Annotated in this window: 20 protein-coding genes; 15 read left to right on the top strand and 5 right to left on the bottom strand. The window is 68.4% G+C overall.

Going from position 1 to position 21303, the window contains the following annotated elements; all coding sequences use genetic code 11:
* Positions 1-141: 141 nt before the first annotated feature.
* Positions 142-807: an energy-coupling factor ABC transporter permease gene (locus HFP89_RS08360; RefSeq protein ID WP_168717201.1), complete on the bottom strand. Its 666-nt coding sequence runs from the start codon at positions 805-807 to the stop codon at positions 142-144.
* Positions 808-948: 141 nt separating this feature from the next.
* Between HFP89_RS08360 and HFP89_RS16165 the strand changes: the two genes are divergently transcribed.
* From HFP89_RS16165 to HFP89_RS08325, 7 genes are all read left to right on the top strand, one after another.
* Positions 949-2781 (top strand): GGDEF domain-containing protein, encoded by a 1833-nt coding sequence (locus tag HFP89_RS16165; RefSeq protein WP_168717200.1) that lies wholly within the window; start codon positions 949-951, stop codon positions 2779-2781.
* A 90-nt stretch (positions 2782-2871) separates the two neighbouring features.
* Positions 2872-3345 (top strand): BLUF domain-containing protein, encoded by a 474-nt coding sequence (locus HFP89_RS08350; RefSeq protein ID WP_168717199.1) that lies wholly within the window; start codon positions 2872-2874, stop codon positions 3343-3345.
* A gap of 276 nt (positions 3346-3621) precedes the next feature.
* A complete protein-coding gene (locus HFP89_RS08345) occupies positions 3622-6318 on the top strand; it encodes a bifunctional acetate--CoA ligase family protein/GNAT family N-acetyltransferase (RefSeq protein WP_168717198.1) in 2697 nt (898 codons plus the stop codon).
* A gap of 76 nt (positions 6319-6394) precedes the next feature.
* Complete coding sequence (locus HFP89_RS08340; protein WP_168717197.1) at positions 6395-6883, top strand: BLUF domain-containing protein; 489 nt, start codon at positions 6395-6397, stop codon at positions 6881-6883.
* Positions 6884-7077: 194 nt separating this feature from the next.
* Positions 7078-7995 (top strand): glycerophosphodiester phosphodiesterase family protein, encoded by a 918-nt coding sequence (locus HFP89_RS08335; RefSeq protein WP_168717196.1) that lies wholly within the window; start codon positions 7078-7080, stop codon positions 7993-7995.
* A 238-nt stretch (positions 7996-8233) separates the two neighbouring features.
* Positions 8234-8641, top strand: a complete 408-nt coding sequence (locus HFP89_RS08330) for a hypothetical protein (protein WP_168717195.1) — start codon at positions 8234-8236, stop codon at positions 8639-8641.
* A 603-nt stretch (positions 8642-9244) separates the two neighbouring features.
* A complete protein-coding gene (locus HFP89_RS08325) occupies positions 9245-10345 on the top strand; it encodes a DUF2855 family protein (protein WP_168717194.1) in 1101 nt (366 codons plus the stop codon).
* Between the two features lie 80 nt (positions 10346-10425).
* On the opposite strand, the gene HFP89_RS08320 is transcribed toward HFP89_RS08325, so the two are convergent.
* The gene (locus tag HFP89_RS08320) at positions 10426-10680 is read right to left on the bottom strand and encodes a Smr/MutS family protein (RefSeq protein WP_168717193.1); all 255 of its coding nucleotides are present in this window, start codon (positions 10678-10680) and stop codon (positions 10426-10428) included.
* A gap of 603 nt (positions 10681-11283) precedes the next feature.
* Between HFP89_RS08320 and HFP89_RS08315 the strand changes: the two genes are divergently transcribed.
* From HFP89_RS08315 to HFP89_RS08290, 5 genes are all read left to right on the top strand, one after another.
* On the top strand, positions 11284-11571 hold the full coding sequence (locus HFP89_RS08315) for an Arc family DNA-binding protein (RefSeq protein ID WP_168717192.1): 288 nt from the start codon (positions 11284-11286) through the stop codon (positions 11569-11571).
* The gene (locus HFP89_RS08310) at positions 11561-12004 is read left to right on the top strand and encodes a type II toxin-antitoxin system VapC family toxin (protein WP_168717191.1); all 444 of its coding nucleotides are present in this window, start codon (positions 11561-11563) and stop codon (positions 12002-12004) included. The genes HFP89_RS08315 and HFP89_RS08310 overlap by 11 nt, the downstream gene beginning before the upstream one ends.
* 119 nt (positions 12005-12123) lie before the next feature.
* A complete protein-coding gene (locus HFP89_RS08300; RefSeq protein ID WP_168717127.1) occupies positions 12124-12312 on the top strand; it encodes a hypothetical protein in 189 nt (62 codons plus the stop codon).
* Between the two features lie 806 nt (positions 12313-13118).
* Complete coding sequence (locus HFP89_RS08295; protein ID WP_168717190.1) at positions 13119-13598, top strand: hypothetical protein; 480 nt, start codon at positions 13119-13121, stop codon at positions 13596-13598.
* Between the two features lie 92 nt (positions 13599-13690).
* A complete protein-coding gene (locus tag HFP89_RS08290) occupies positions 13691-14878 on the top strand; it encodes a UPF0149 family protein (protein WP_168717189.1) in 1188 nt (395 codons plus the stop codon).
* 517 nt (positions 14879-15395) lie between these two features.
* Here the strand turns inward: HFP89_RS08290 and HFP89_RS08285 are convergent.
* Together HFP89_RS08285 and HFP89_RS08280 are read right to left on the bottom strand one after the other, a co-directional pair.
* The gene (locus HFP89_RS08285) at positions 15396-16718 is read right to left on the bottom strand and encodes a HipA domain-containing protein (RefSeq protein ID WP_168717188.1); all 1323 of its coding nucleotides are present in this window, start codon (positions 16716-16718) and stop codon (positions 15396-15398) included.
* Positions 16715-17002, bottom strand: coding sequence for a helix-turn-helix transcriptional regulator (locus HFP89_RS08280; protein ID WP_206212279.1), 288 nt, complete (start codon positions 17000-17002; stop codon positions 16715-16717). The genes HFP89_RS08285 and HFP89_RS08280 overlap by 4 nt, the downstream gene beginning before the upstream one ends.
* Positions 17003-17926: 924 nt before the next feature.
* Here HFP89_RS08280 and HFP89_RS08275 point away from each other — a divergent pair.
* Genes HFP89_RS08275 through HFP89_RS08265 form a run of 3 tightly spaced genes read left to right on the top strand, consistent with a single transcriptional unit; the run spans position 17927 to position 18986 of the window.
* Positions 17927-18232, top strand: coding sequence for a hypothetical protein (locus HFP89_RS08275; RefSeq protein WP_168717187.1), 306 nt, complete (start codon positions 17927-17929; stop codon positions 18230-18232).
* On the top strand, positions 18229-18639 hold the full coding sequence (locus HFP89_RS08270) for a helix-turn-helix transcriptional regulator (RefSeq protein ID WP_168717186.1): 411 nt from the start codon (positions 18229-18231) through the stop codon (positions 18637-18639). Before HFP89_RS08275 ends, HFP89_RS08270 begins: the two co-directional genes overlap by 4 nt.
* A gap of 8 nt (positions 18640-18647) precedes the next feature.
* Positions 18648-18986 carry a hypothetical protein gene (locus HFP89_RS08265; RefSeq protein WP_168717185.1) on the top strand — a complete coding sequence of 113 codons (339 nt, stop codon included), beginning with the start codon at positions 18648-18650 and terminating at the stop codon, positions 18984-18986.
* A gap of 159 nt (positions 18987-19145) precedes the next feature.
* Here HFP89_RS08265 and HFP89_RS08260 read toward each other — a convergent pair whose 3' ends face one another.
* Positions 19146-21269, bottom strand: a complete 2124-nt coding sequence (locus tag HFP89_RS08260; RefSeq protein WP_168717184.1) for an ATP-binding protein — start codon at positions 21267-21269, stop codon at positions 19146-19148.
* Positions 21270-21303 lie beyond the last annotated feature (34 nt).

Here is a 21303-nt window from a genome sequence, read left to right as displayed (position 1 = left end):
CGCTCGCCGAACGAAGGCAACCAACGACCCGGCAACGGCTTGCGATCCGCAAGAGGATGCTGGCGAAGAAGAAAAGCCGAAACGACCGCGAACGAGAACCGGAACCCTGAACCCCTCGAGTCTCCCGCCCTGGCGCTACCCCTACTTCCCGTCGATGTAGTCCCTGTCATCGAACGACCGGACCCACTCCGGCTTCCAGGCCGCCAGCATCGACATGATCGCGCCGTTGAGGAAGCCTTCCGGAAGCATCGCGATCGGCAGGAACATCAGGTAGTCGTTGATGATCCGGCTCCACGGGTACACGTCCAGTGCCCACAGCAGCACGCCGCCGGCGGTCATGGTCACGGCGATCACCAGCATCGAGCTGAAGTGCGCGGAGATGATCACGTAGACGAAGAAGTGCTTCGGAAAGCGGCGGTAGACCAGCGCGTGCAGCCGGTTGGCCAGGACCACCGGCAGCGCCACGGTCAGCAGGCCGTTGACGCCCAGTGCTGCCCAGTCGTGGCTGCCGGCGGCGGTCAGGGCGATCAGCGCCGCGGCGCCGCCGACCATTGCCAGTCGCCAGCCGAACACCAGCACCATTGCGCTGATGGCCAGGAAGTGCAGCTCCAGCCCGGCCAGCGACTGGACCTTCAGCCACCACAACCCGGTCAGCAGGGCCACCGCGCCGATATAGACGTGTTCCAGCGCATTTCGATGCAGCAACCGCCAGCCCGCGCCCCAGGCCTGCCAGGCCACGAGCGGCAGGAACAGCGCCAGGGCGGCGACCTGCAGCCAGGCGGGAAGGAACTCGGCGGGGATGTTCATGGGGGCTCGGGGTCGGGCAGCGCGGTCCAGCGCAAAGCGTAGCGCAGCCGGGGTGGGGCGGGCGCGCGAACGTCGGTTTCGTGTCAGGAACACGACCACATGTGGTAGTTTTCCCGCAGTCGTCGTTCAACGCCCGCCTCAATGAAACCAGCAACATCGATCGGCCCGCTCTGCGGGTACGCCCTGGCCTGCCTGCTGAGCGTGCTGGCAGCCGGCCCCGTCGCGGCGGTCGACGCGCAGACGGCGGCGCCGGCCTGGGTGGCCGAAGCGTTGCGCGAGGCCGGCGACGATCCGGAAACGGTGCGGGCACGCGTGACCGGTCGGCTGGCCGATGCCGATACCCACGAGCAGGCCTTCTGGGCCGAGATCGTGCTCGGCACCCTGGATCGGCGCGCCGGACGCTTCGGCAAAGCCATCGAACGAATGCGTTCGGCCAATGAACGGGCCGAACTCGCCGGGCGCGAGGACCTTGCCGCGCGCGCGGGCACCGATCTGGGCATCGCCTACGCCCTGGCCGGCTTCACCGACGAGGCCCTGGTCCACCTGCAGACCGCCCACCGCTACTACGAGTCGGTCGGCGATGTCGCCCGTGCCTCGGCGCTGCTCAGCAACATGGCCAGCGCGCTCGGCGAGGTCGAGCGCACCGACGCGGCGGCCGAGTACCTGCAACGTTCGCTGGCCCTGAAGCTCGAGCACGGGCTGACCCGCGGGCTGGGCGCGATCTACAACAACCTCGGCTACATCGCCGTGCGGGAGGGCGACCTGGAGGTCGCGGAAGCGAACCTGGCCGAGGCGCTTTCGGTCTACGCCCGGGACGACGACCTGCGCGGCCAGGCGATGGCCCGCATGTACCGCGCCTGGCTGTTCGGCCAGCAGGGCCGGCCCGAAGCGCTGGCCGAACTGGAGCAGGCCTGGTCGCTGCTGCCGCCGGGAGAGGCCCGCGCGGCGGCCTTTCTCGAAGAGATCGCGGCGCGCACCCACCTGGCGCTGGCCCGTCGAATGCCCGAGCCCGGCCGCGATGGACACCTCGAGCGCGCGGCCGAGGCCGCGGCCGCGGCGGCCGTCCGGGCCGAGGCCATGGACGACCCGCGCCGTCAGGCCCGCGTGGCCCGGCTCGGCAGCGAGATCGCGCGCGAGCGCGGCGACCTGGCCGCCGCGCTCGACCTGCTGCAGCGCTCGATCGACGGCGACGCCGAGCTCGAACGGCGCCTGGACGCACGCCGCATGGACGTGCTCAACGCCCGCTACCGCTACGAATCGACCCAGCGCGAGCTGGCCGAGGAACGCGCCAGGGCGGCGTGGCGGCTGGGCATCATCGTGCTCGGTGGGCTGATCGCCGCCGGCCTGCTCGGCTTCGGGCTTCTGCAGCGCGGTCGCAGCGCCGCGTTCCGTCGGCTGTCGGAAACCGATGCTCTGACCGGCCTGCCGAACCGCCGCCGCGCCGTCCAGCGCCTGGATTCGGAAATCGAGCACCCGGCGCGGCCCGACGACCTGGCCGTTGCGATCCTCGATCTCGACTACTTCAAGGCGGTCAACGATCGCTACGGTCACGACATCGGCGACCTGGTCCTCGAGGCGGTGGCGACCGAGCTGATGGAGCGCAGCGACGAGAAGATCTTCGTGGCCCGGTTCGGTGGCGAGGAGTTCATTGCCGTGTTCAACGGCCGGCCGCGCGATGCGGTGGTGCACTGGTGCGAAAGCGCACGTGCAGCGATCGGTCACCTGCAGTTCGAGGGCTTTCCGATGCTGCGCGTCACCGCCAGCCTCGGCCTGGCCTTTGCCGCCGACCTGGCTCAGCGCGAGGTCAAGGAACTGACCCGCTCGGCCGACAACGCGCTGTACGTGGCCAAGCGCGAAGGGCGCGATCGCCTGTCGGTCGCCGGCGAATCCGAGCCGTCGCCCATCGACGAGCCGGAGTACACCGGCGAGCGCCGTCGCAAGAGCGACCGCGCCGAATGTTCCTCGGAATTCTGACGCCCGCCCGGGCAATTGCGCCGAGTCAAAACGCGCCCCGTCGGGCCGGGTCAAGATAACGCCATGGTCCGGACCCCGAGAGAACTGCCGATGAACCTCACCGATCGCTTCAAGCCGGGTGCGATGGTGCGCGCGGCGTTCTGCTCCGAAGCCAACTTCAGCCACTGGGCCGACCCGCGCGGGCCGGAACTCGAAGTCTCCCGGATCCTCTATCCGGCCCCCCAGAGCCTGCACTTCCAGGTGCTCGGCGGTGTCTTCCATTCCGGCGATCGGTACTATCTCCAGGTCATCGAGGGCCCCGTCGAAAGCGTCGAGTGGTACCTCATGCGCACCGAACACGACCCGCGGCACACCCGGTTCCACTTGATCTGTGCCGACGCCATCGAACAGCGCGCGTTCCGACCCGGCACGCTGCGCCATGTCGGCACCCACGAGCAGCTTCACGAGCTGCACCGGCAGCACGGCTTCGAGGCCTTCGACCCGTACCGCTACAGTGCCGAAATGATCGCCGCCTTCGTCGGCCTGGCTGCCGAAACGACCACCGAGCCGGCCAGGGCCAGCTGAGTCGTCCTGCCCGGCGCGCCGGCAGCCTCCCGACGTCGAACCGGATTCGTCCGGGCGGCCTCGCCCGTTGCGGGCCGCTTGCGGGCGAAGGGGGAATCTGTCGGTTGGTCGTTTGGTCGGACGAGCGCAAACCCTTCGCGCGCGGTACGGGCTCCCACAGGTGGATCGCTGCCGATGTGCTCGATCGAGGAACCGGAACCCGGGACCCGCACCCGGTAGCGAGCCCCCACTCCTCTGTGCCATGATCACCCCCAACCGGCCCCCGGTTCGACGATCATGTCCGTCCGCCATCTCGACTCGCTGTTCCGTCCGCGCTCGATCGCCGTGATCGGGGCGTCCGATCGTGAAGGCAGCGTCGGTCGGGCGGTGCTGGCCAATCTGATCGGCGGTGGCTTCCAGGGCGCGCTGTACGCGGTCAACCTCCGCCACGACCACGTCCAGGGGCTGCCGGTCCATCGTCGGCTCGACCGGCTGCCCGAGGTGCCCGAGCTGATCGTGGTCTGCACCCCGGCGGCGGTCATTCCCGAGCTGATCGACCGCGCCGGCGGCCTCGGCGTGCGGGCCGCGGTCATTCTCTCGGCTGGTTTCGCCGAGGCCGGTGAAGACCTGGAGGAGCAACTGCTCGCGGCCGCCGGGCGCCATGGCCTGCGCCTGCTGGGGCCCAACAGCGTCGGCATCATCCTGCCTCACCACGCGGTCAACGCCAGCTTCGCGCCCAACACCGCGGAGCCGGGACACGTGGCCTTCGTCACCCAGTCGGGCGCGCTGGCCACCGCGGCGCTGGAGTGGGCCGGCGAGCGCGACATCGGGTTTTCCTGCTTCGTCTCGCTGGGCAATTGCCTGGACATCGACATCGGCGATGTGATCGACTGGCTGGGTAACGACCCGAAGACCCGGGCCATCCTGCTGTACATGGAATCGCTGGCCGAAGGCCGCAAATTCATGTCCGCCACACGCGCCGCGGCGCGCAACAAGCCGCTGGTCATCGTCAAATCGGGCCGGGCGCCGGAGGGCGCGCGGGCGGCCGCATCGCACACCGGCGCGCTGGCCGGCAGCGACGAGGTCTTCGATGCCGCCATCGCGCGGGCCGGCGCGCTGCGCGTCGACGGCCTGGAAGACCTGTTCGGCATGGCCGAAGTGCTGTCCCGGCCGCGCCCGGCCGCCTGCGAACGGTTGGTCATCCTGACCAATGGCGGCGGCCCCGGCATCCTGGCCACCGACGCCTGGGTGCGCAGCGGCGGCCAGCTGGCGCGGCTGGAGGAGCGGACCCTGGCCGCGCTGCACGAACGCCTGCCGGCCCACTGGTCGCGCAACAACCCGGTCGACATCATCGGCGACGCCCCGCCGGAGCGCTATCTCGATGCTCTCGAGCCGCTGCTCGAGGATGCCGGCGTCGATGCCGTGCTGCTGGTGCACGCCCCGACCTCCATGGCCGACAGCGAATCCGTGGCCGAACAGGTCGTGACGTTTCTCGACCGGCGCCGAGCGCCCGGCGGCGCCCCGGAGCGGTCGGTGTTCGGCTGCTGGCTGGGCGGTGAATCGGCCCGCGCGGCTGCCTCGGTGTTCGCTCGCGCCGACCGACCGGGCTTCACCGAGATCGAAGATGCCGTCAAGGCCCTCCGCCACCTCTGCGCCTATCGCAGCAACCAGGCCGCGCTGATCGAGACCCCCGGACCCGGGCCCAGCGACCCGCCGGCCGATCCCGACGCCGTGCGCGCGCTGCTCGAGCCGGCCCGCGCCGCCGGCCGTCGTTGGCTCAGCGAACACGAGGCCAAGCGCGTCCTGGCCGCCTACGGCATTCCGGTCGTCGAGACCCGCATCGCGCACGGCCCGGACGAGGCCGCCGAGCAGGCCGAGGCGATCGGCTTTCCGGTGGCGGTCAAAGTGCTTTCATCGGACATCACCCACAAGTCCGACGTCGGCGGCGTGGTGCTCGACCTGGAGTCGCCGGCCGCGGCGCGCGAAGCCGCGCAGGCCATCGCTCGCCGCGTCGAGGCCCGCAGCGACGCCCGGCTCGAAGGCTTCACCGTGCAGGCCATGCACAACACCACCGGCCGCCACGAGCTGATCTGTGGCGCCCACAGCGACGACATCTTCGGCCCGGTCGTGCTGTTCGGGCAGGGCGGTACGGCGGTGGAGGTGGTCGACGACACCGCGCTGGGCCTGGTGCCGCTGAACATGGCGCTGGCCCGGCGGCAGATCGAGCGAACCCGCGTGGCCCGGCTGCTGGCCGGTTACCGCCACCATCCACCGGCGCGCATCGAGCGGATCTGCGAGGTGCTGGTCCGCGTTTCGCGCCTGATCGCCGACATCGACATCATCGACTCGCTCGACATCAACCCGCTGCTGGCCGGCCCCGAGAGCGTCATCGCGCTCGATGCGCGGATCGCAGTGCGGCCGGCGGGCGCCGGGCCCCGGCCGCGTCCGTCGATCGCGCCGTACCCCGGCCACCTGGCCGAGCAGATCGACTTCGACGGCCGGTCGATCGAACTGCGCCCGATCCGCCCCGAAGACGAACCCGCCCACGCCGAGTTCTTCCGCAGCCTGTCCGACGAGGACGTTCGCTTCCGCTTCTTCGGCGTCATCCGCGAACCCAGCCACACCCAGCTGGCCCGCTTCACGCAGATCGACTACGACCGCGAAATGGCCTTCATCGCCAGGGAAACCGACGGCGAGCGGCGCACCCTGGGCGTGGTTCGCATCGCGATCGACGCGCAGCGGCAGCGCGCCGAGTTCGCCGTCGTCGTCCGCTCGGCCATCAAGGGCCGTGGCCTCGGTCGCATCCTGCTGCAGAAACTCATTGCCTACTGCCGCACGCTCGGCCTGGCCACCGTGATCGGCCAGGTGCTCATCGGCAACGACCGCATGCTGACCCTGGCCCGCGAATTCGGCTTCCACATCGGCCCGCCCGCCGACGGTCTGCACGAAGTCGTGCTCGACCTGGCGTCGACTCGACCCGGCCCTTCGTCCTGAGGCCCGGATTGCTCCGCGTCAATGCTCGGCGGCCGGCAATGGCGCATAGTGCACCGAACGTCTGTCGGAGACCGCCATGAACCTGCTCGAAACCTTCCCACGCGACGCACTGGTTCGGGTCGCGTTCTGCTCGGAAGCCGACTTCTCCAGCTGGGCCGATCCGCGCGGACCCGAACTGGAGGTCTCGCGCATCCTTTATCCGTCACCGCGCACCGCCCATCACGAAGCCGTCGGCGGCATCTTCCACTCCGGCGACCGGTTCTACCTGCAGCTCATCGAAGGCCCGGTCGAGGACGTCGCCGCCTACGTCGAGCACGTGGTCCGGGACCCGCGCCACAAGCGCGTCGAAGTGCTGCACGCCGAGGAAATCCGGACCCACACCTTCCCGCCGGGCGCGATGCGCTACGTCGGTAACCACGATCAGCTCCACACGCTCCATCAGCGCCATGGCCTGGCCGGCTTCGACCCCTATCGCTACACCGCCGGAATCCTGGCCCAGTTCGCGGCCCTGGCCGAAGATCCGCCGAGCGACCCCGACGCCCTGATGGGGCGCCATCGCGACTGAGCCGGGCCTCGTCGCACGGACGGTCCTCAGCGGTCGGTTCCGACCGATCGATTCGGGCGCAGGCACCTTCCAGCAGGCGGAATTCTCCTTGCTGCACCCGATCGACGACCTGGCCCCGCCCCCGAAGCCCCGTTTCCCGCTAAAGTACGCCCCCGCCCCAGGCACCGACCCCGACCCCGACCTCGACCTCGACCATGCGCAGCCTCTTCGCCGCCGTCCTCGCCCTGCTCCTCGCTGCCTGCAGCCTGGCGCCCACCTCCCAGCGGGCACCGCAGGCCGACCGCTGGCTCCAGGGCATCGACCTGGCCGCTTACCTCGACTGCGCCCGCGAGCAGAGCGTCACCCTGCTGCAGGCCCACCGCGCCGGCGATCGCCCGGGCGCGGCCGAGAACAGCCTCGGCGCCATCGAGGCCTCGCTGGCCGACGGTGCCGTGTTCCTGGAAATCGACGTCGCGCGGACCGCCGACGGCGTGCTGGTGCTGATGCACGACCGCACCGTCGACCGCACCACGAACGGGCAGGGCATCGTCACCGAAATGACCGCCGCCGAGTTCGCCGCGCTGCAGCTCGAGGACCTGGACGGCGATCTCGTCGCGGAAGCCCCGCCCACGCTGGCCGCCGCGCTGGCCGCCCTGGACGGCCGCGGCATCGCCCAGATCGACCTGAAGGGCATCGACATCGCGACGATTGCCCGGGCGATCGAGCAGGCCGGCGCCGTCGATCGCAGCATCGTCATTACCTACTCCATCGACGACGCCATCGAACTGCATCGCCGCCTGCCGGACCTGATGTTCTCCGTCGGCCTCGACGACGAGAGCGACCTGAAGCGCCTGGTCGACGCCGGCGTCGATCTCACCCGCGTCACCGCCTGGCTCGGCACCGGCACCGGCAACCCGCCGCTGGACGCGCAGCTTGCCGAGCGCGGCATCGAGACCAGCTACGGCGACTTCCGCGGCGAACGCGCCGGCACCGCCGACTACCGCCTGCTGGCCGACAACGGCGCGGAAGTCATCAGCGTCGACGACGTGCCCGCCGCGGCAGCCGCGCTTCGCGCCCGGGATCGGGCTCGCGACCTGCTGGCCTCCTGCCCGGCGGCGCGCCCGTCCGAGTGACGACCGAGGGCGGGGCCACGGCCTCGCGCCGCGCTGTTCCTTCGCGCCGTGCAGGGCGCTCGCTACGGCAGCCGGGCGCCTCTGGCTGCCTGTACGACTGCTTGTCCGGACGCCCGACCTGCCAGCGGACGCCGAAGCCGCCGGATCCCGGTCTCGGCTCGCCTGCCCGCCGACCTCGTGAAACGCCCCCGATCGGCGCGTTAGCATGAGGGCACTTCAAACGTACAGGAGCTCGATGATGCATCTCCGCTCCTTCCTGCTTGCAACCGCCCTCCTGATCACCGCCGCCCCGGCCGCGGCCCAGTCGCCCGAGACCGGCGATGCCGCGTCCTGCCCGGACGTCGGCTGGCTCACCGGACAGTGGCGCGGCGAGGTCGAAGGCGCCGGCCGCATCCTGCTGTTCCGCTTCGTTCAGTCCGAGGACGACTGCGTGACCGGAGACGTCGGCGTACCCAACCACGACATCGACCAGCTGCCGCTGTCCGATGTCGAAGTGTTCGACAACCAGATCGTCCACGTTCGCTCCGACGCGCTCGGATTCGAATTCAAGGGCGAATACGAACTCGAGCGCATCACCGGCGACTTCATCCAGAACGGCGCGATCTTCGACCTCGTGCTCGAACCGGCCGAAGACGACCCGCTCTGATTCGCGGCACCGCTGCCTGCTCCTGTCGAACAGCGCCACCGATCACCTGTTGGAGGGCGCTCGCGCGCGAACCGGCCCGCCCACCCTTCGCCCGCAAGCGGCCTCCAACAGCCCTTCGATCCGGCGCCGGCGCTGATTCACCTGTTGGAGGGCGCTTGCGCGCGAACCGGCCCGCCCACCCTTCGCCCGCAAGCGGCCTCCAACAGCCCTTCGATCGACTGCGCCGCTTGTTTCACCTGTTGGAGGGCGCTTGCGCGCGAACCGGCCGGCCCACCCTTCGCCCGCAAGCGGCCTCCAACAGGCCTTCGATCGGGCGCCGGCGCTGATTTTCCTGTTGGAGGGCGCTTGCGCGCGAACCGGCCCGCCCACCCTTCGCCCGCAAGCGGCCTCCAACAGGCCTTCGATCGACTGCGCCGCTTGTTTCACCTGTTGGAGGGCGCTTGCGCGCGAACGGCAAAGGCGCCGATCTCCACAGGATTCACGCAACGGCGCGAAGGTGCGAATCGCGCGATGGACGGCAGAACGAGAACGGCCGATCCGCAACCTCCGCCTCGATCCGTTCCGGTACGCTGAAACCCCACCGCTCACAAACGATCGCCGCCCATGACCGACACCCTGACCCGCCTCCTGATGAACCGCAGTCGCTTCGACGACATGCGCATCGACACCATCGAAGCGCCCGAAGCGGGGGAGGGCGAAGTGGTGCTCGCCCTCGATCGCTTCTCGCTGACCATCAACAACGTGACCTACGCCGCCTTCGGCAACGCGCTGCGCTATTGGGACTTCTTCCCGACCGGCCTCGACGGCTGGGGGCTGCTGCCGGTCTGGGGCTACGCCGACGTGGTCGCGTCGAAGGCCGACGGCGTCGAGGTCGGCCAGCGCTGCTTCGGCTACTACCCGTCGGCCACGCACCTGGTGGTCGCCCCCGGCAAGACGGGCGAGCGCAGCTTCCGCGACGAGTCCGCGCACCGTCGCGATCTGCCCGAGGTCTACAACTGGTACCAGCGATCGGACAACGACCCGCAGCAATCGGCCGCGCTGGAGCCGCTGCACGCGATCTTCCGGCCCCTGTTCGTCACCGCCTACGGCCTGGCCGATGCCCTGGCCGAGCGGGACTTCTTCGGCGCCGAGCGGGTGGTGATCTCCAGCGCGTCCAGCCGCACCGGATACTCGGAAGCCTTCAGCATCCGCCAGCAGTCCGACATCGAGCTGATCGGCCTGACCTCGGCCCGGAACCGCGAATTCGTCGACGGCCTGGGCCTCTACGATCGCGCCCTGGCCTACGACGACCTCGAATCGCTGGACTCCGGGCGCCCGACGCTGTTCATCGACGTGGCCGGCAATGCGGAGATCCGGCGCCGGGTCCACCGTCATTTCGGCGACCGGCTGGTCCACGACGCCGCGCTGGGCGCGGCCCACGCGCACGAACCGCCGCCGCCGGACCCGGACCTGCCCGGGCCCGAACCCGTCTTCTTCTTCGCCCCCGACTGGGTCGCGCGCCGCCAGGCCGAGTGGGGCTCGGACGGGTTCAACCGCCGCGTCGGCGACGCTGTCGCCGCCTTCTTCCAGTACGTGGCCCGCCACGAGCTGATCGACATCCGCGAACAGCGGGGCCTGGAAGCCGCGAAGGCGGTGCTGACCGAGCTCCTCGACGGCTCGACGGATCCCGCGATCGGCCACGTCATCCGCCTTCGCGACGGCTGAGGCGGGCTCAGGGGGCTTCGGCGCACCCCGTGCGCCGGCTTGGCGGTGGGCGGCGCACAAGGATGCGCGCCGCGACGGGCTCAGAACCGGAAGTACACGAACAGCCGCCCGTGGTTCTTCGAGTCCTTGTCGACCCGGTGATACAGCGCCTTGATGTCCGGACGGTCCAGGAACCGCAGCACCCGTTTCTTCAGCTGGCCCGACCCCTTGCCGGGAATGATCTCGACCTCGCGGATCTTCTTGTCGACCGCCTCCCGGATCACCCGCTCGAGCGCCTCGTCGATCGCCGTGCCGCGGTTGTAGAGGTCGTGCAGGTCGAGTTTCAGCTTGGCCATGGCACCCGTGCCGTCGAAGGCTGGGTCGAAAGCGTATCGCCGAACGCCGCCCCGGTGCAGCGCGCCGCACCGGACGTGAATCTTCGTCGCCCGGGTCAGCGCAGCGCACCCGGGACCTTGCGCCCCTTCCGTCCCTTCGAAATCATCGCCGAAATCCACTGAAGGCCTGTTGGAGGGCGCTCGCGGGCGAAGGGCGGCCCGACCGGTTCGCGCGCAAGCGCCCTCCAACAGGCGAAGTCAGCGCAACGCCCGAACGAAGGCCTGTTGGAGGCCGCTCGCGGGCGAAGGGCGGCCCGACCGGTTCGCGCGCAAGCGCCCTCCAACAGGCGAAGCCAGCGCAACGCCCGACCGAAGGCCTGTTGGAGGCCGCTTGCGGGCGAAGATCGGAGCCTCCCCGTTCGCGCGCAAGCGCCCTCCAACAGTCGAACCCATCCGGAGCATCTATTGCTCCGTCGTCCCGGGGCGCCGAAGGCGAACCCGGGACCTCGTGACGAAATCGCCCCTTGAACCCGGGCACGACAACGAACCCCGAACCCCGGCCCAAATTGCATCCGCATGGGAAACGGCGCCATAATGGATTCATTCCGGAACCGGGCCGCATCCATGCCGAACCTCTCGATCAAGAACGTCCCGGAAGACGTTGTCGAGCGCTTGCGTGCCCGGGCCCGTGCTCACCACCGTTCGCTGCAGGGCGAGCTGCTCGACCTGGCCTGCCGAGCCGCAGCGTCGGTCGGGAGCGAACCGGACCGCACGACGCACCTGCGCGCGGAGCCCGGCGGCACCAAGACCATCGAACAGATCGCCGCGGAGCATCGCGATCGACAGCCCGAAGCGATCGCCGATGCGCCGAGCGCCGTGGAACTGATCCGGCGCGAGCGCGATGCCCGCTGAGGCGCCGCTTGTGGCCGAGCCGGCCGGGCGCTATGCACGCAAGCCGCCCGTGGTCGTCGACTGCAGCGTCCTCGCGGCGGTATTGTTCGATGAGCCCAAGCGAGAAGGCGCGGCCCTTGCGATGGCCGGCAAGGAGCTCTTCGCGCCCGATCTGCTCGACCATGAAATCGTCAGCGTCGCGTTGAAGAAATCCGCCGCCGGCCATCCGGACATCGCCGAGCACGCGCTGGTCGATCTCGATGCGATTCAACTGACTCGCTGCCGCGTCGAGGCCGACGCCCAATTCCGACTGGCCGAACGAACCGGCCTGACCGCCTATGATGCGGCCTACCTGCAGCTCGCCCTCGAACTCCGCGCACCGCTGGTCACCTTCGACCGCTTGCTCGGCCGGATCGCCAGGGACATCCTCGCGGATGTGCGGCAGCGACCCTGATCGCTCAGGAACCGCCCCTTGCCGGGGATGATCTCGACCTCGCGGATCTTCTTGTCGACCGCCTCCCGGATCACCCGCTCGAGCGCCTGGTCGATCGCCGCGCCGCGGTTGTAGATGTCGTGCAGGTCGAGTTTCAGCTTGGCCATGGCACCCGTGCCGTCGAAGGCTGGGTCGAAAGCGTATCGCCGAACGCCGCCCCGGTGCAGCGCGCCGCACCGGACGTGAATCCTGGTCGCCCGGGTCAGCGCACCGCACCCGGGACCTTGCGCCCCTTCCGTCCCTTCGAAATCATCGCCGAAATCCACTGAAGGCCTGTTAAAGGCCGCTCGCGGGCGAAGGGCGGCCCGACCGGTTCGCGCGCAAGCGCCCTCCAACAGGCGAATCAGCACCGGCGCCCGATCGAAGGCCTGTTGGAGCCCGCTTGCGGGCGAAGGGTGGACGGATCGATTCGCGCGCAAGCGCCCTCCAACAGGCGAAGCCAGCGGACCGCCCGACCGAAGGCCTGTTGGAGGCCGCTCGCGGGTGAAGGGTGACTTGGCCGGTTCGCGCGCAAGCGCCCTCCAACAGGCGAAGCCAGCGCAACGCCCGACCGAAGGCCTGTTGGAGGCCGCTCGCGGGCGAGGGGCGGCCCGACCGGTTCGCGCGCAAGCGCCCTCCAACAGGCGAAGGCAGCGGACCGCCCGACCGAAGGCCTGTTGGAGGCCGCTCGCGGGCGAAGGGCGGCCCGACCGGTTCGCGCGCAAGCGCCCTCCAACAGGCGAAGGCAGCGGACCGCCCGAACGAAGGCCTGTTGGAGGCCGCTCGCGGGCGAAGGGCGGCCCGACCGGTTCGCGCGCAAGCGCCCTCCAACAGGCGAAGCCAGCGCAACGCCCGAACGAAGGCCTGTTGGAGGCCGCTCGCGGGCGAAGGGTGACTTGGCCGGTTCGCGCGCAAGCTCGCTCCAGCATATGGCCCTGCAGCCCGGGTAAGCGCAGCGCACCCGGGACGATAAACCGGAAACCGGAAACCGGAAACCGGAAACCGGAAACCGGAAACCGCACCCCCTTTGCCTCCGCCACCGACACGCGGCATACTCTCCCCCGGTTGGCAAACCAGAACAGACCCGGGGGACCCCATGCCGGAACCGCCTCGCCGCGAGCCCGTGTTCGATCTCGAGCGTCGATCGCCGACGCCGACCGAACCCGAGCGAACTCCGTTCGATCCAGAATCGCAGCCGTCAGATCGCCCGCGGCTGGATCCCGCCGTCCGCTTCGCCCTGTACGCCGTCGGCGCGCTATGCCTGTTCATCCTCACCGAGCGCCTGGTCGACCGCTACCACCAGCGCCAGGCCCTGCAGGTGCTCACCGAGCAGCTCGAACTCGTCGAAGAGAGCTTCGAGCAGATGAGTGCAGAACAGGCCGCCCGCGTCCGCGCCACCCGTGCACAGCGCGCCCGGAGCACCACCGGCCAGTGGCTGGCCGGGAACTGCTCGGACTGGACCCGCAGCTACGAGGACATGCCGACCGAGACCGGCCGGACCGAAATGCGGACCCATTGCGCGGCCTACGAGCGCTATCTGTCGTCGGGCATCGCACCGCCCGGCGCGCCGCGATAAGCTGTCGGCCTTCGGCGCGAAGCGTCACTCGCCGCCGCTATTCCGAGCGCCGTGGGCGTTTCTGATTTCATTCAAGACACGATTCGAAGACCATGAGCCTCGACTACGACCCGCGGATCGCCCCCGACCCGGAGCGCTGGCTGGATACCGACGAAGATCTCCGCCTGATGGCCATGGAGGAATGGGCGGGCGACGTCGTTCCGGGAAACGTCGAAGCCGCGCACGTGCTCGCGTCGATGCTGGCTGTCGAGAACCAGCTCGCAGCCGACAAGCCGCCCGAGGCCCGGGCCACGATGCAGCGCCTGCAGTCGGCCGGTCTCGATCGCTACCGGGCCTTGATCGCCATGGCGCAGGTGGTGGGTGAGCTGGCCGAGACGGTGATGGACGAGAGCAGGGCAGGGGACATCGACACCAACGCCTCCCTCCTTCGCGGCTATGCCGAAATCGACCCCGAGCACATCGCCCGGCTCGCGGAAGACGCCCTGGCCGACGCCCCCGGGATCGAAGAAGAATCCTTCGAAGACTTCCGCGATCGACTCATGAGCGAGATCCCGCCCGTCGACCCCGCGTTGAAAGACATCCTCGACGACTTCGCGGCCCGCCAGGAGGACAAGGAGACCCTGGACTTCGACAGGCTGGCCGGCTTCTTCTTCGGCCTGCTGGCCTGCCCCGAGCTGGTCATGCCGTCGGAGTGGACCGAAGTGATCCAGGGCGATGTCGTGTTCGAGGACGAGGGCGAGGCCCAGCGCGTCATGGAGGCGCGCATGCAGCTGTACAACTGGGCCGCCGAGTGCCGGAACGACGACCTGCCGGCCCTGCCGCCCGGCTGCGCGCCCGCCGACGATCCGATGGTCGACGTCGACGAGGACACGGGCTTCTCGCGCTGGTGCCGCGGCGCGATCATGGCCCACGGCTGGCTCAGCGACGCCTGGCAGCAGGCCGTCCCCGAAGGCACTGTAGAAGACCGCATCCTCGGCAGGACCGCGCTGACCCTGTCCTTCTTCATCGGCCGGGACTACGCCGAGCAGGCCGCCGAGACCATGGGGCTGGGCCCTGACCAGCTGCCTTCGATCGCCGAGACCTTCCGCTTCGGCGTCCTCGACAGCCTGGGCGAATACATCGCCATCGGCCGACAGTTCAGCCAAACCAACCGGCCTCCGTCGCGACCGGCGCATGCCAGACCTGCAACGAGCACCAAGGTCGGCCGCAACGAATCCTGTCCGTGCGGCAGCGGCAAGAAATTCAAGAAATGCTGCGGCGGCCCGCGGTCCGTGCACTGAGCGGCGTTCCGGTCACTCTTCCGTCGCGCCAGTGCGCCTCATCTTTGTTCTTCCGTCGTTCCGGGGCACCGCATCTTTATTCTTCCGTCGTTCCGGGGCACCGCATCTTTGTTCCTCCGTCATCCCGGGGCGTCGCACCTCTATTCCTCCGTCATCCCGGGGCGCCGCACCTCTATTCCTCCTTCATCCCGGGGCGCCGCGCCTCTATTCCTCCGTCATCCCGGGGCGCCGCACCTCTATTCCTCCGTCATCCCGGGGCGCCGAATAGGCGAACCCGGGATCTCGTCACGAAACGGCTTCTGGTCAACGGCCCCATCACGAGATCCCGGGTTCCGGCTGCGCCGGCCCCGGGATGACGGGCGGGGGCTGCACCAGAAAATTGCCCGCAAGCGGCCTCCAGAAGACGCGCCCGCAAGCGACCGCCCTCGGACGGAGCAACCCATTTTCCGTCGTTCCTGGGCGCCGACCAGGCGAACCCGCAACCTCAACGGCGCCCGCCATTCCCGCAAGCCGCCCTTCAGCCGTGGCGCGCCTCGATCTCCCGGCGGACCGCTTCGATCGCAAGCTCGGCTTCTGGCGCTTCGTTCAGCAATCGGTCGGCCGTCGGTCGTAGCGCCTCCAGTAGACGACCTCGTACGTCCTCCACCACCCGCGCGGCATAGCGCCGGGTCAGGCCCATCTGGCGCTGCCCCAGGTCGAGCCAGTGTTCGTCCCGCAGATCGTCCAGGCGCTCTGCATCGCCGATTCGTAGCGCCAGTTGGCGGTCCAGTTCCACCTCGACCGTCGGCTCGCGCTCCCAGCCGCTCGATCCGCCTTCGCGCATCCGAATGCACGCCGTGCAGAGAAGGTCGTAGAGCGGGGCGATGGACAGGCTGCCGTCGTCGCCATGCAGCAACGCATAGTTCTTCAGGTGGGCGTCTGCGTTCAGGATCAGCCCGTTGAACAGCACGCCGCGGAACAGCGCCTGCTTTTCCAGCGCTGGCACCAGGCGGCCTTCGCTGCCCAGGCGGTCGAACAGACGCGCGCAGCGGGCCAGCAGCGTGTCCGTCGGATCGGATGTCCCACGAAGCGTTTCGTACTTGCTGCTCGCCGGCAAACCGAGCGCTTGGCAGAGATCTTCCTGGTGGAGCCTTCGAACGCGACCGGAATCCTGATCACGAACCCGGTCGAATCTCGCCACGCGCAGGCAACGACGCCAGGCTTGCACGGCGGCGACTCGGTCGTCGCCGAGCACCGTGCGCGCCAGGGCCATGCAGTACCACTCGATGTGCACCGTGTTCGGCACCGCGCGGCGAATCGCGGGTTTGACGATGTCCGTCGAGGCGGCGCCCTGTTCCGGGACAAAGGGTGCATCGGTCTCGTCGAAGTACAGCGCGGCCTTCGGCTGCGCGCCGGCCAGGGCCAAGCGGACTCGGCCTCGTTCGTCGCTCAGCAGCGGTTGCGTGTCACGCAGCTCCAACCAGCGCTCGAAGTCGGCGTCCGACAGGGGCCGGTAGGCCGCAGCTTCGGGGTCCCAGTCCTCTCCGGCCGGAACCAGGGATAGCGCCCCGGCGCACTCGCGGCCGATGGCACCGAGCAGGCCGAAGGAATCGTTGGGGTCGACCCCGTGCTGCCGAGCGATCCGAGCTCGAATTGCCGCATTCTCCGGCAACAGGTTGTCGAGAAAATTGAATGCGGTCCACGGCGTGTCGGCCGCCGAGCCCGGCAACAGGGAGACCGACACCCAACGGTCGAGGGCCGGCTCGGCCGGGACAAACTCGACCTGCCGCGACGCACGCTCGATGAACGTTCCGGCCTGCGAGCCGTCGTCCCACCATGCTTCCAGCGTACGCTCGGTCATCGGCCGCCGGCTTCGATCGACAGCTTCAACCCCAGCCCCGAGAGCACCTGCAGCGCCTTGCCCATCTGCACCGTCGGTTTGCCGAGCTCCAGCTCACGCAGGAACCTCTCACCGACACCGCACAGCCCCGCCGCTTCGATCTGGGTCAGTCCCAGCGCCTTGCGCCGGGCGCGAACGGCCTCGCCGATCTGCTTCATCGTGAACATCACAACAACCCGAACGGTACGTTTCCAAAGTCTAGGCGCGAAATGCGCGAAAAACAACCCGTTCAGGTTGATTTTCAAGATAAGGCGAGTGAATCAAGGATTCCGTACCGAACGGGTTGATTCTTCCAGATCGGTTCACGAACGACACGAGGCGAATGAGAGCCACCAACTGCGCCGCACGAACTACAGCCGCTCATTCCTGTGTCATCCAGGCCGCTATTTTTCTGTGTCATCCCGGCCTTGAGCCGGGACCCAGCGTCTTGTGTTTATTGTTCCGTCATCCCGGGGCGCCGAATAGGCAAACCCGGGATCTCGTAACGAAACGGCTTCTGGTCAACGGCCCCATTTGAAACGCGATTCCATCACGAGATCCCGGGTTCCGGCTGCGCCGGCCCCGGGATGACGGTTGGGGAGCGGGTTCCGGCTGCGCCGGCCCCGGGATGACGGTTGGGGAGCGGGTTCCGGCTGCGCCGGACCCGGGAAGACGGGAGGCGTGCATCGAACATTCGCCCGCAAGCGGCCTCCCACAGACGCGCCCGCAAGCGACCGCCCTCGGACGGAGCGACCCCTTCTTCTCATCCCGGCCACTATTTTTTTGTGCCATCCCGGCCCCTCTCTGGCGTGCCATCCCGGCCGATTCTTTATGTGTCATCCCGGCCTTGAGCCGGGACCCAGCGGCATGTTCCACAATGCGCTTGCCGCCCCGCGATGCTGCGACCTCCTCCATTCCGTCGCCCTGAGCTTGACTCAGGGCCCAGCGTCTTTCGAGGTGTTCTGAAGCTTCAGCAAGTCACTGGGTCCCGCATCAAGTGCGGGATGACACATTGGGCAGAGCCACCCGGATCCGGAAACCCATCCCATTGAACCCCCACCAAACCCTGTTCTATCCTCAACCTGGGACTTGCACCGGCGCTTGGCGAGGCCCCCTTCCTTCGTCATTTCGCCACCATGACGAATTCCCCATGAAATCTATGGGGTTTTTGTTATAGTAGGGAGCAGAACATGACCAATTGGCACCCGGATGCTGTGGAAGAAATCGCCCGATTCGCACGCTCGCGAAAGCGCCTCGAGGCCGAGGCTGCCGGCAGTCTCGTGGAGCTGGCGATCGAGCTCGATCTGCGGCGTTTGAAAACGCTGCCCCGGCTAAGAGGCCGCAATCCCGAGATCCGGTGGTGGGAAGACAACGGCATCAGCATGTACGTTCGGGTCGTCCCGCCGCCGATCCAGGTGGTCAAGGTCGGCCGAACCACGACACAGAAGCTGCGCGACGACTGCGAAGCCAACGCGCGCGAAAGGAGCACGACATGACGGCATCTGCGGGTAAACAAGTCCGGAAGAAGTCCTCGAAGCCGACGATCAACAGCGAAGATGTTGCGCGCCAACTGGCCGACGTGCCCGCTTTTCAGGCCGGTCGGGAACAGCGCCGCGCGTTGATCGAGCAGGGAGAGGCGCTTCGCTCGCTCCGTGAGTCCGTTCTCAAGATCAATCAGACCCAGGCCGCACGGCTGGTCGGCATGGACCAGTCCGAACTGAGCCGCCTCGAGGCCGGCACCGGCGCTCGTGGCCCTTCGTCCACGACGATCCAGCGCGTGATCAACGCCTACGACCACTACCTGGAAACGAACCAGCTGAACGTGCGCGTCGGCCTGAATATTCAGGTCCACCGCCTGGACACGGACGAAGTCCAGCGCAGCTTCCTCGCCGGCAGCGAGTAGGCGTTTGCATGAACGCTGAAACCTGGCCTGTGCTCGCCAGCGCCCTGGGCTTCGTGGGTACCGTCATGCTGTTCTATCCCGGGTGGCGCATCAGCAGGACGATGAAACGGGTCAGTCGCCTGCGCTCGCTCAGCGCTCAAGCGGAACGAGCAGGTGAGCGCAAAGCCGCAGATCCAGGAAACAGCCAAGGCCCCGTCGACGTCCACGAAGTCGGCCGGATCGTCGCGCACCTGCTCGAACAGCGCGCCGCCGATTGGCGCCCTCTCGAGCACGGCCTGCTCGTTGGCGGCATCCTGATGATCTCGCTTTCCTTCGGCGTCGACCTGTTCCTGGTGAAGCTGGCGTAGATCGCCAAGGTGGATAGGGCGAGCGTCCGTCCGCATGCAACATCCCGGCCCGGAACGGGGCTCGCCCTCTCGTGAACCTCAGATGTCCGTTCAGCCCGTACTTCTGATGTGTCATCCCGGCCTTGAGCCGGGACCCAGCGTCTTGTTCATCGATGCACATCACGCCACCCTCCCCAGACCTGCGGTGAACCCGATCGGTCGACTCGTCTCCTCCGGCTTGGCAGCCACTTCGCGACTCAGCGCATCGAGCAGTGCCTCCGGGCTGATCGCCGTTCCGCTGAGTTCCAACTGCCGCAGTGCCGTCCGGAAATCACCCAGCGCAAGCCGATCCAGGGACGCCAGTCGGTCAAGTTGGCCTGGGCCGATTTCGGCGTCCGGCGCGACCAACTTGAGGAACAGGGTATGCGCGTCCTCCCGTCGCAGGTAATCGAACTTCACCTTCAGGTCGAAGCGACGCAACACAGCCGGGTCCATCGAGGACAGCCGATTGGTCGCGGCCAATAGCACCCCGTCGAAGGCATCGATGCGGGTCAGCAGTTCATTGACCTGCGTGATCTCCCAGCTTCGCTGTGCCCGTGCGCGATCGATCAGCAGACCGTCGATCTCGTCGAGCAGCAGCACTTCTCCTTCTTCCTCCGCCCGTTCGAAGGCCTTGCGGATTCCCTTTTCGGTCTCGCCGACCAGCGCGTCGAGCAGGTCGGAGGCGGTGATCACTCGAAGCGGGCGCTGAATCCGTTCGGCCACTTCCTGCCCGAGTCGGGTCTTGCCGGTGCCGGGCGGGCCGTGCAGCAGCAGTCGACCTGCGGGTTCGCTGGATCGTCCGAGTTGGTCCAGAACCGGGCCGAGGCCGGGGTCCGCATTCAGCCAGTCGCTGGAGTAGGGCAGCGGGGCCTCCGTTCGGCGGCGGGGCTTCGGGCGGACGAACGCGGTGCCGGCGGCACGGCAATGACCCTCGAGGGTGGCCGTCATCGCACTCCGGATCGTGTGCTCCGATGTGTCGGCCAGCGCATGGCCGACGAGGGCGGCGCGCTGCATCAGTGCCGGTGTGACGGACCGTGTCCGGGCCACGTGCGCGACCCATTCCTCGTCGATCGAAAGCCGGCCGACCTGTTCGCGGAGAATGTCCGCCCGCGCGGCCTCGGACAGGTCCGGCATCTCGACCACCATCGCGAAGCGTCTCAGGGTCGAAGGATGCGCGTCGTCGATGTCGTTGGCGATCCAGAGGCCCGGCACCGCGTTCTTCTCGACCACGGAATTCAACCAGCTCTTGGTCGACTCGCTGCGACCGAACAATGCGGATTTCTCGATGGTCAGCGATTCATCGCACTCGTCGAACAACAGCAGGGTACGGGGCATGTCGCGCAGCAGTTCCTGGGCGAGCAGGAATGCACGGGTCCGTTCGCTCGACCTCATCACGTCATTCCGCCGGACGTCGATGACCTCGCGACAGTCGACGCCCAGCTCCGCGGCCAATCCCAGTGCGAAGCGGGTCTTGCCGGTGCCGGGCTTGCCGTGGATCAGGATCTGGCCGATCGGGGCCTTGCCGTCCAGCATGGCCCGCACCAGTTCCAGCACGCTCTTGAAGACGTCCGGCAACCGGTCGACCAAGGCGAACTCGTCTTCGGCGAGCCTCGCGGACCGCAGATAGTGGGCGTCGAAGTACCCCTCGGAAAAGTCCGCTCGCCAGAGCCCCAGACGTACGCGATCGATCAGGCTCGGCAGCTCATGGCTGTCGTTGTAGCTGCTCTTGCGCCCGTCGATCAAGCCGCACTGCACCAGGCGCTCGGACCAGGAGAGCGCGGCCTCGACCCGTTCATCGGTCAGGCCCGTCGCCGCGACCACGCAACGCGTGGGGCTCTCCAGCCGGGTGTGTCTCGATGCGTCCTGCACGAGCCGGCCCAACCATTCGAACCGTCCGGCCAGGGTCAGGAACGCCACCACCGCGCAATCCACGTCCGACAGCCGGAACCGCTGCGCCAGGTAGCGAAGGTTCCGATCGAGCACGCCGTCGGCATCCCAGGGAACGGACTCGAGCTCATCGAGGCGCTCGCGGATCAGGGCCCGATCGCCGAGCACCTCTACCGCGCTGAACCGCGACGTTTCTTCGTCAACCAGCGCCAGTTCGAACAGGAGATCGTCGTCGAAGTGGCTTCGGTTCGATGGCCGGCCCATGCGCAGCAGGATGCGCGCCGCCCACAGCCGGGCCAGGTGCCGGTATCGCCCGATCTCGCCGTCGGCTTCGAAGTCCTGTTCCGCTCCGTGTCCATAGTCGCGTTTCAGCATGACTGGTTCCTCTTCGGTGATCGATGCAGGGAGC

This window comes from Wenzhouxiangella sp. XN79A (assembly GCF_012272825.1).
Lineage (GTDB): Bacteria > Pseudomonadota > Gammaproteobacteria > Xanthomonadales > Wenzhouxiangellaceae.
Note: the sequence above shows the minus strand (reverse complement) of the source record. Positions and strands in the feature narration are given on the sequence as shown.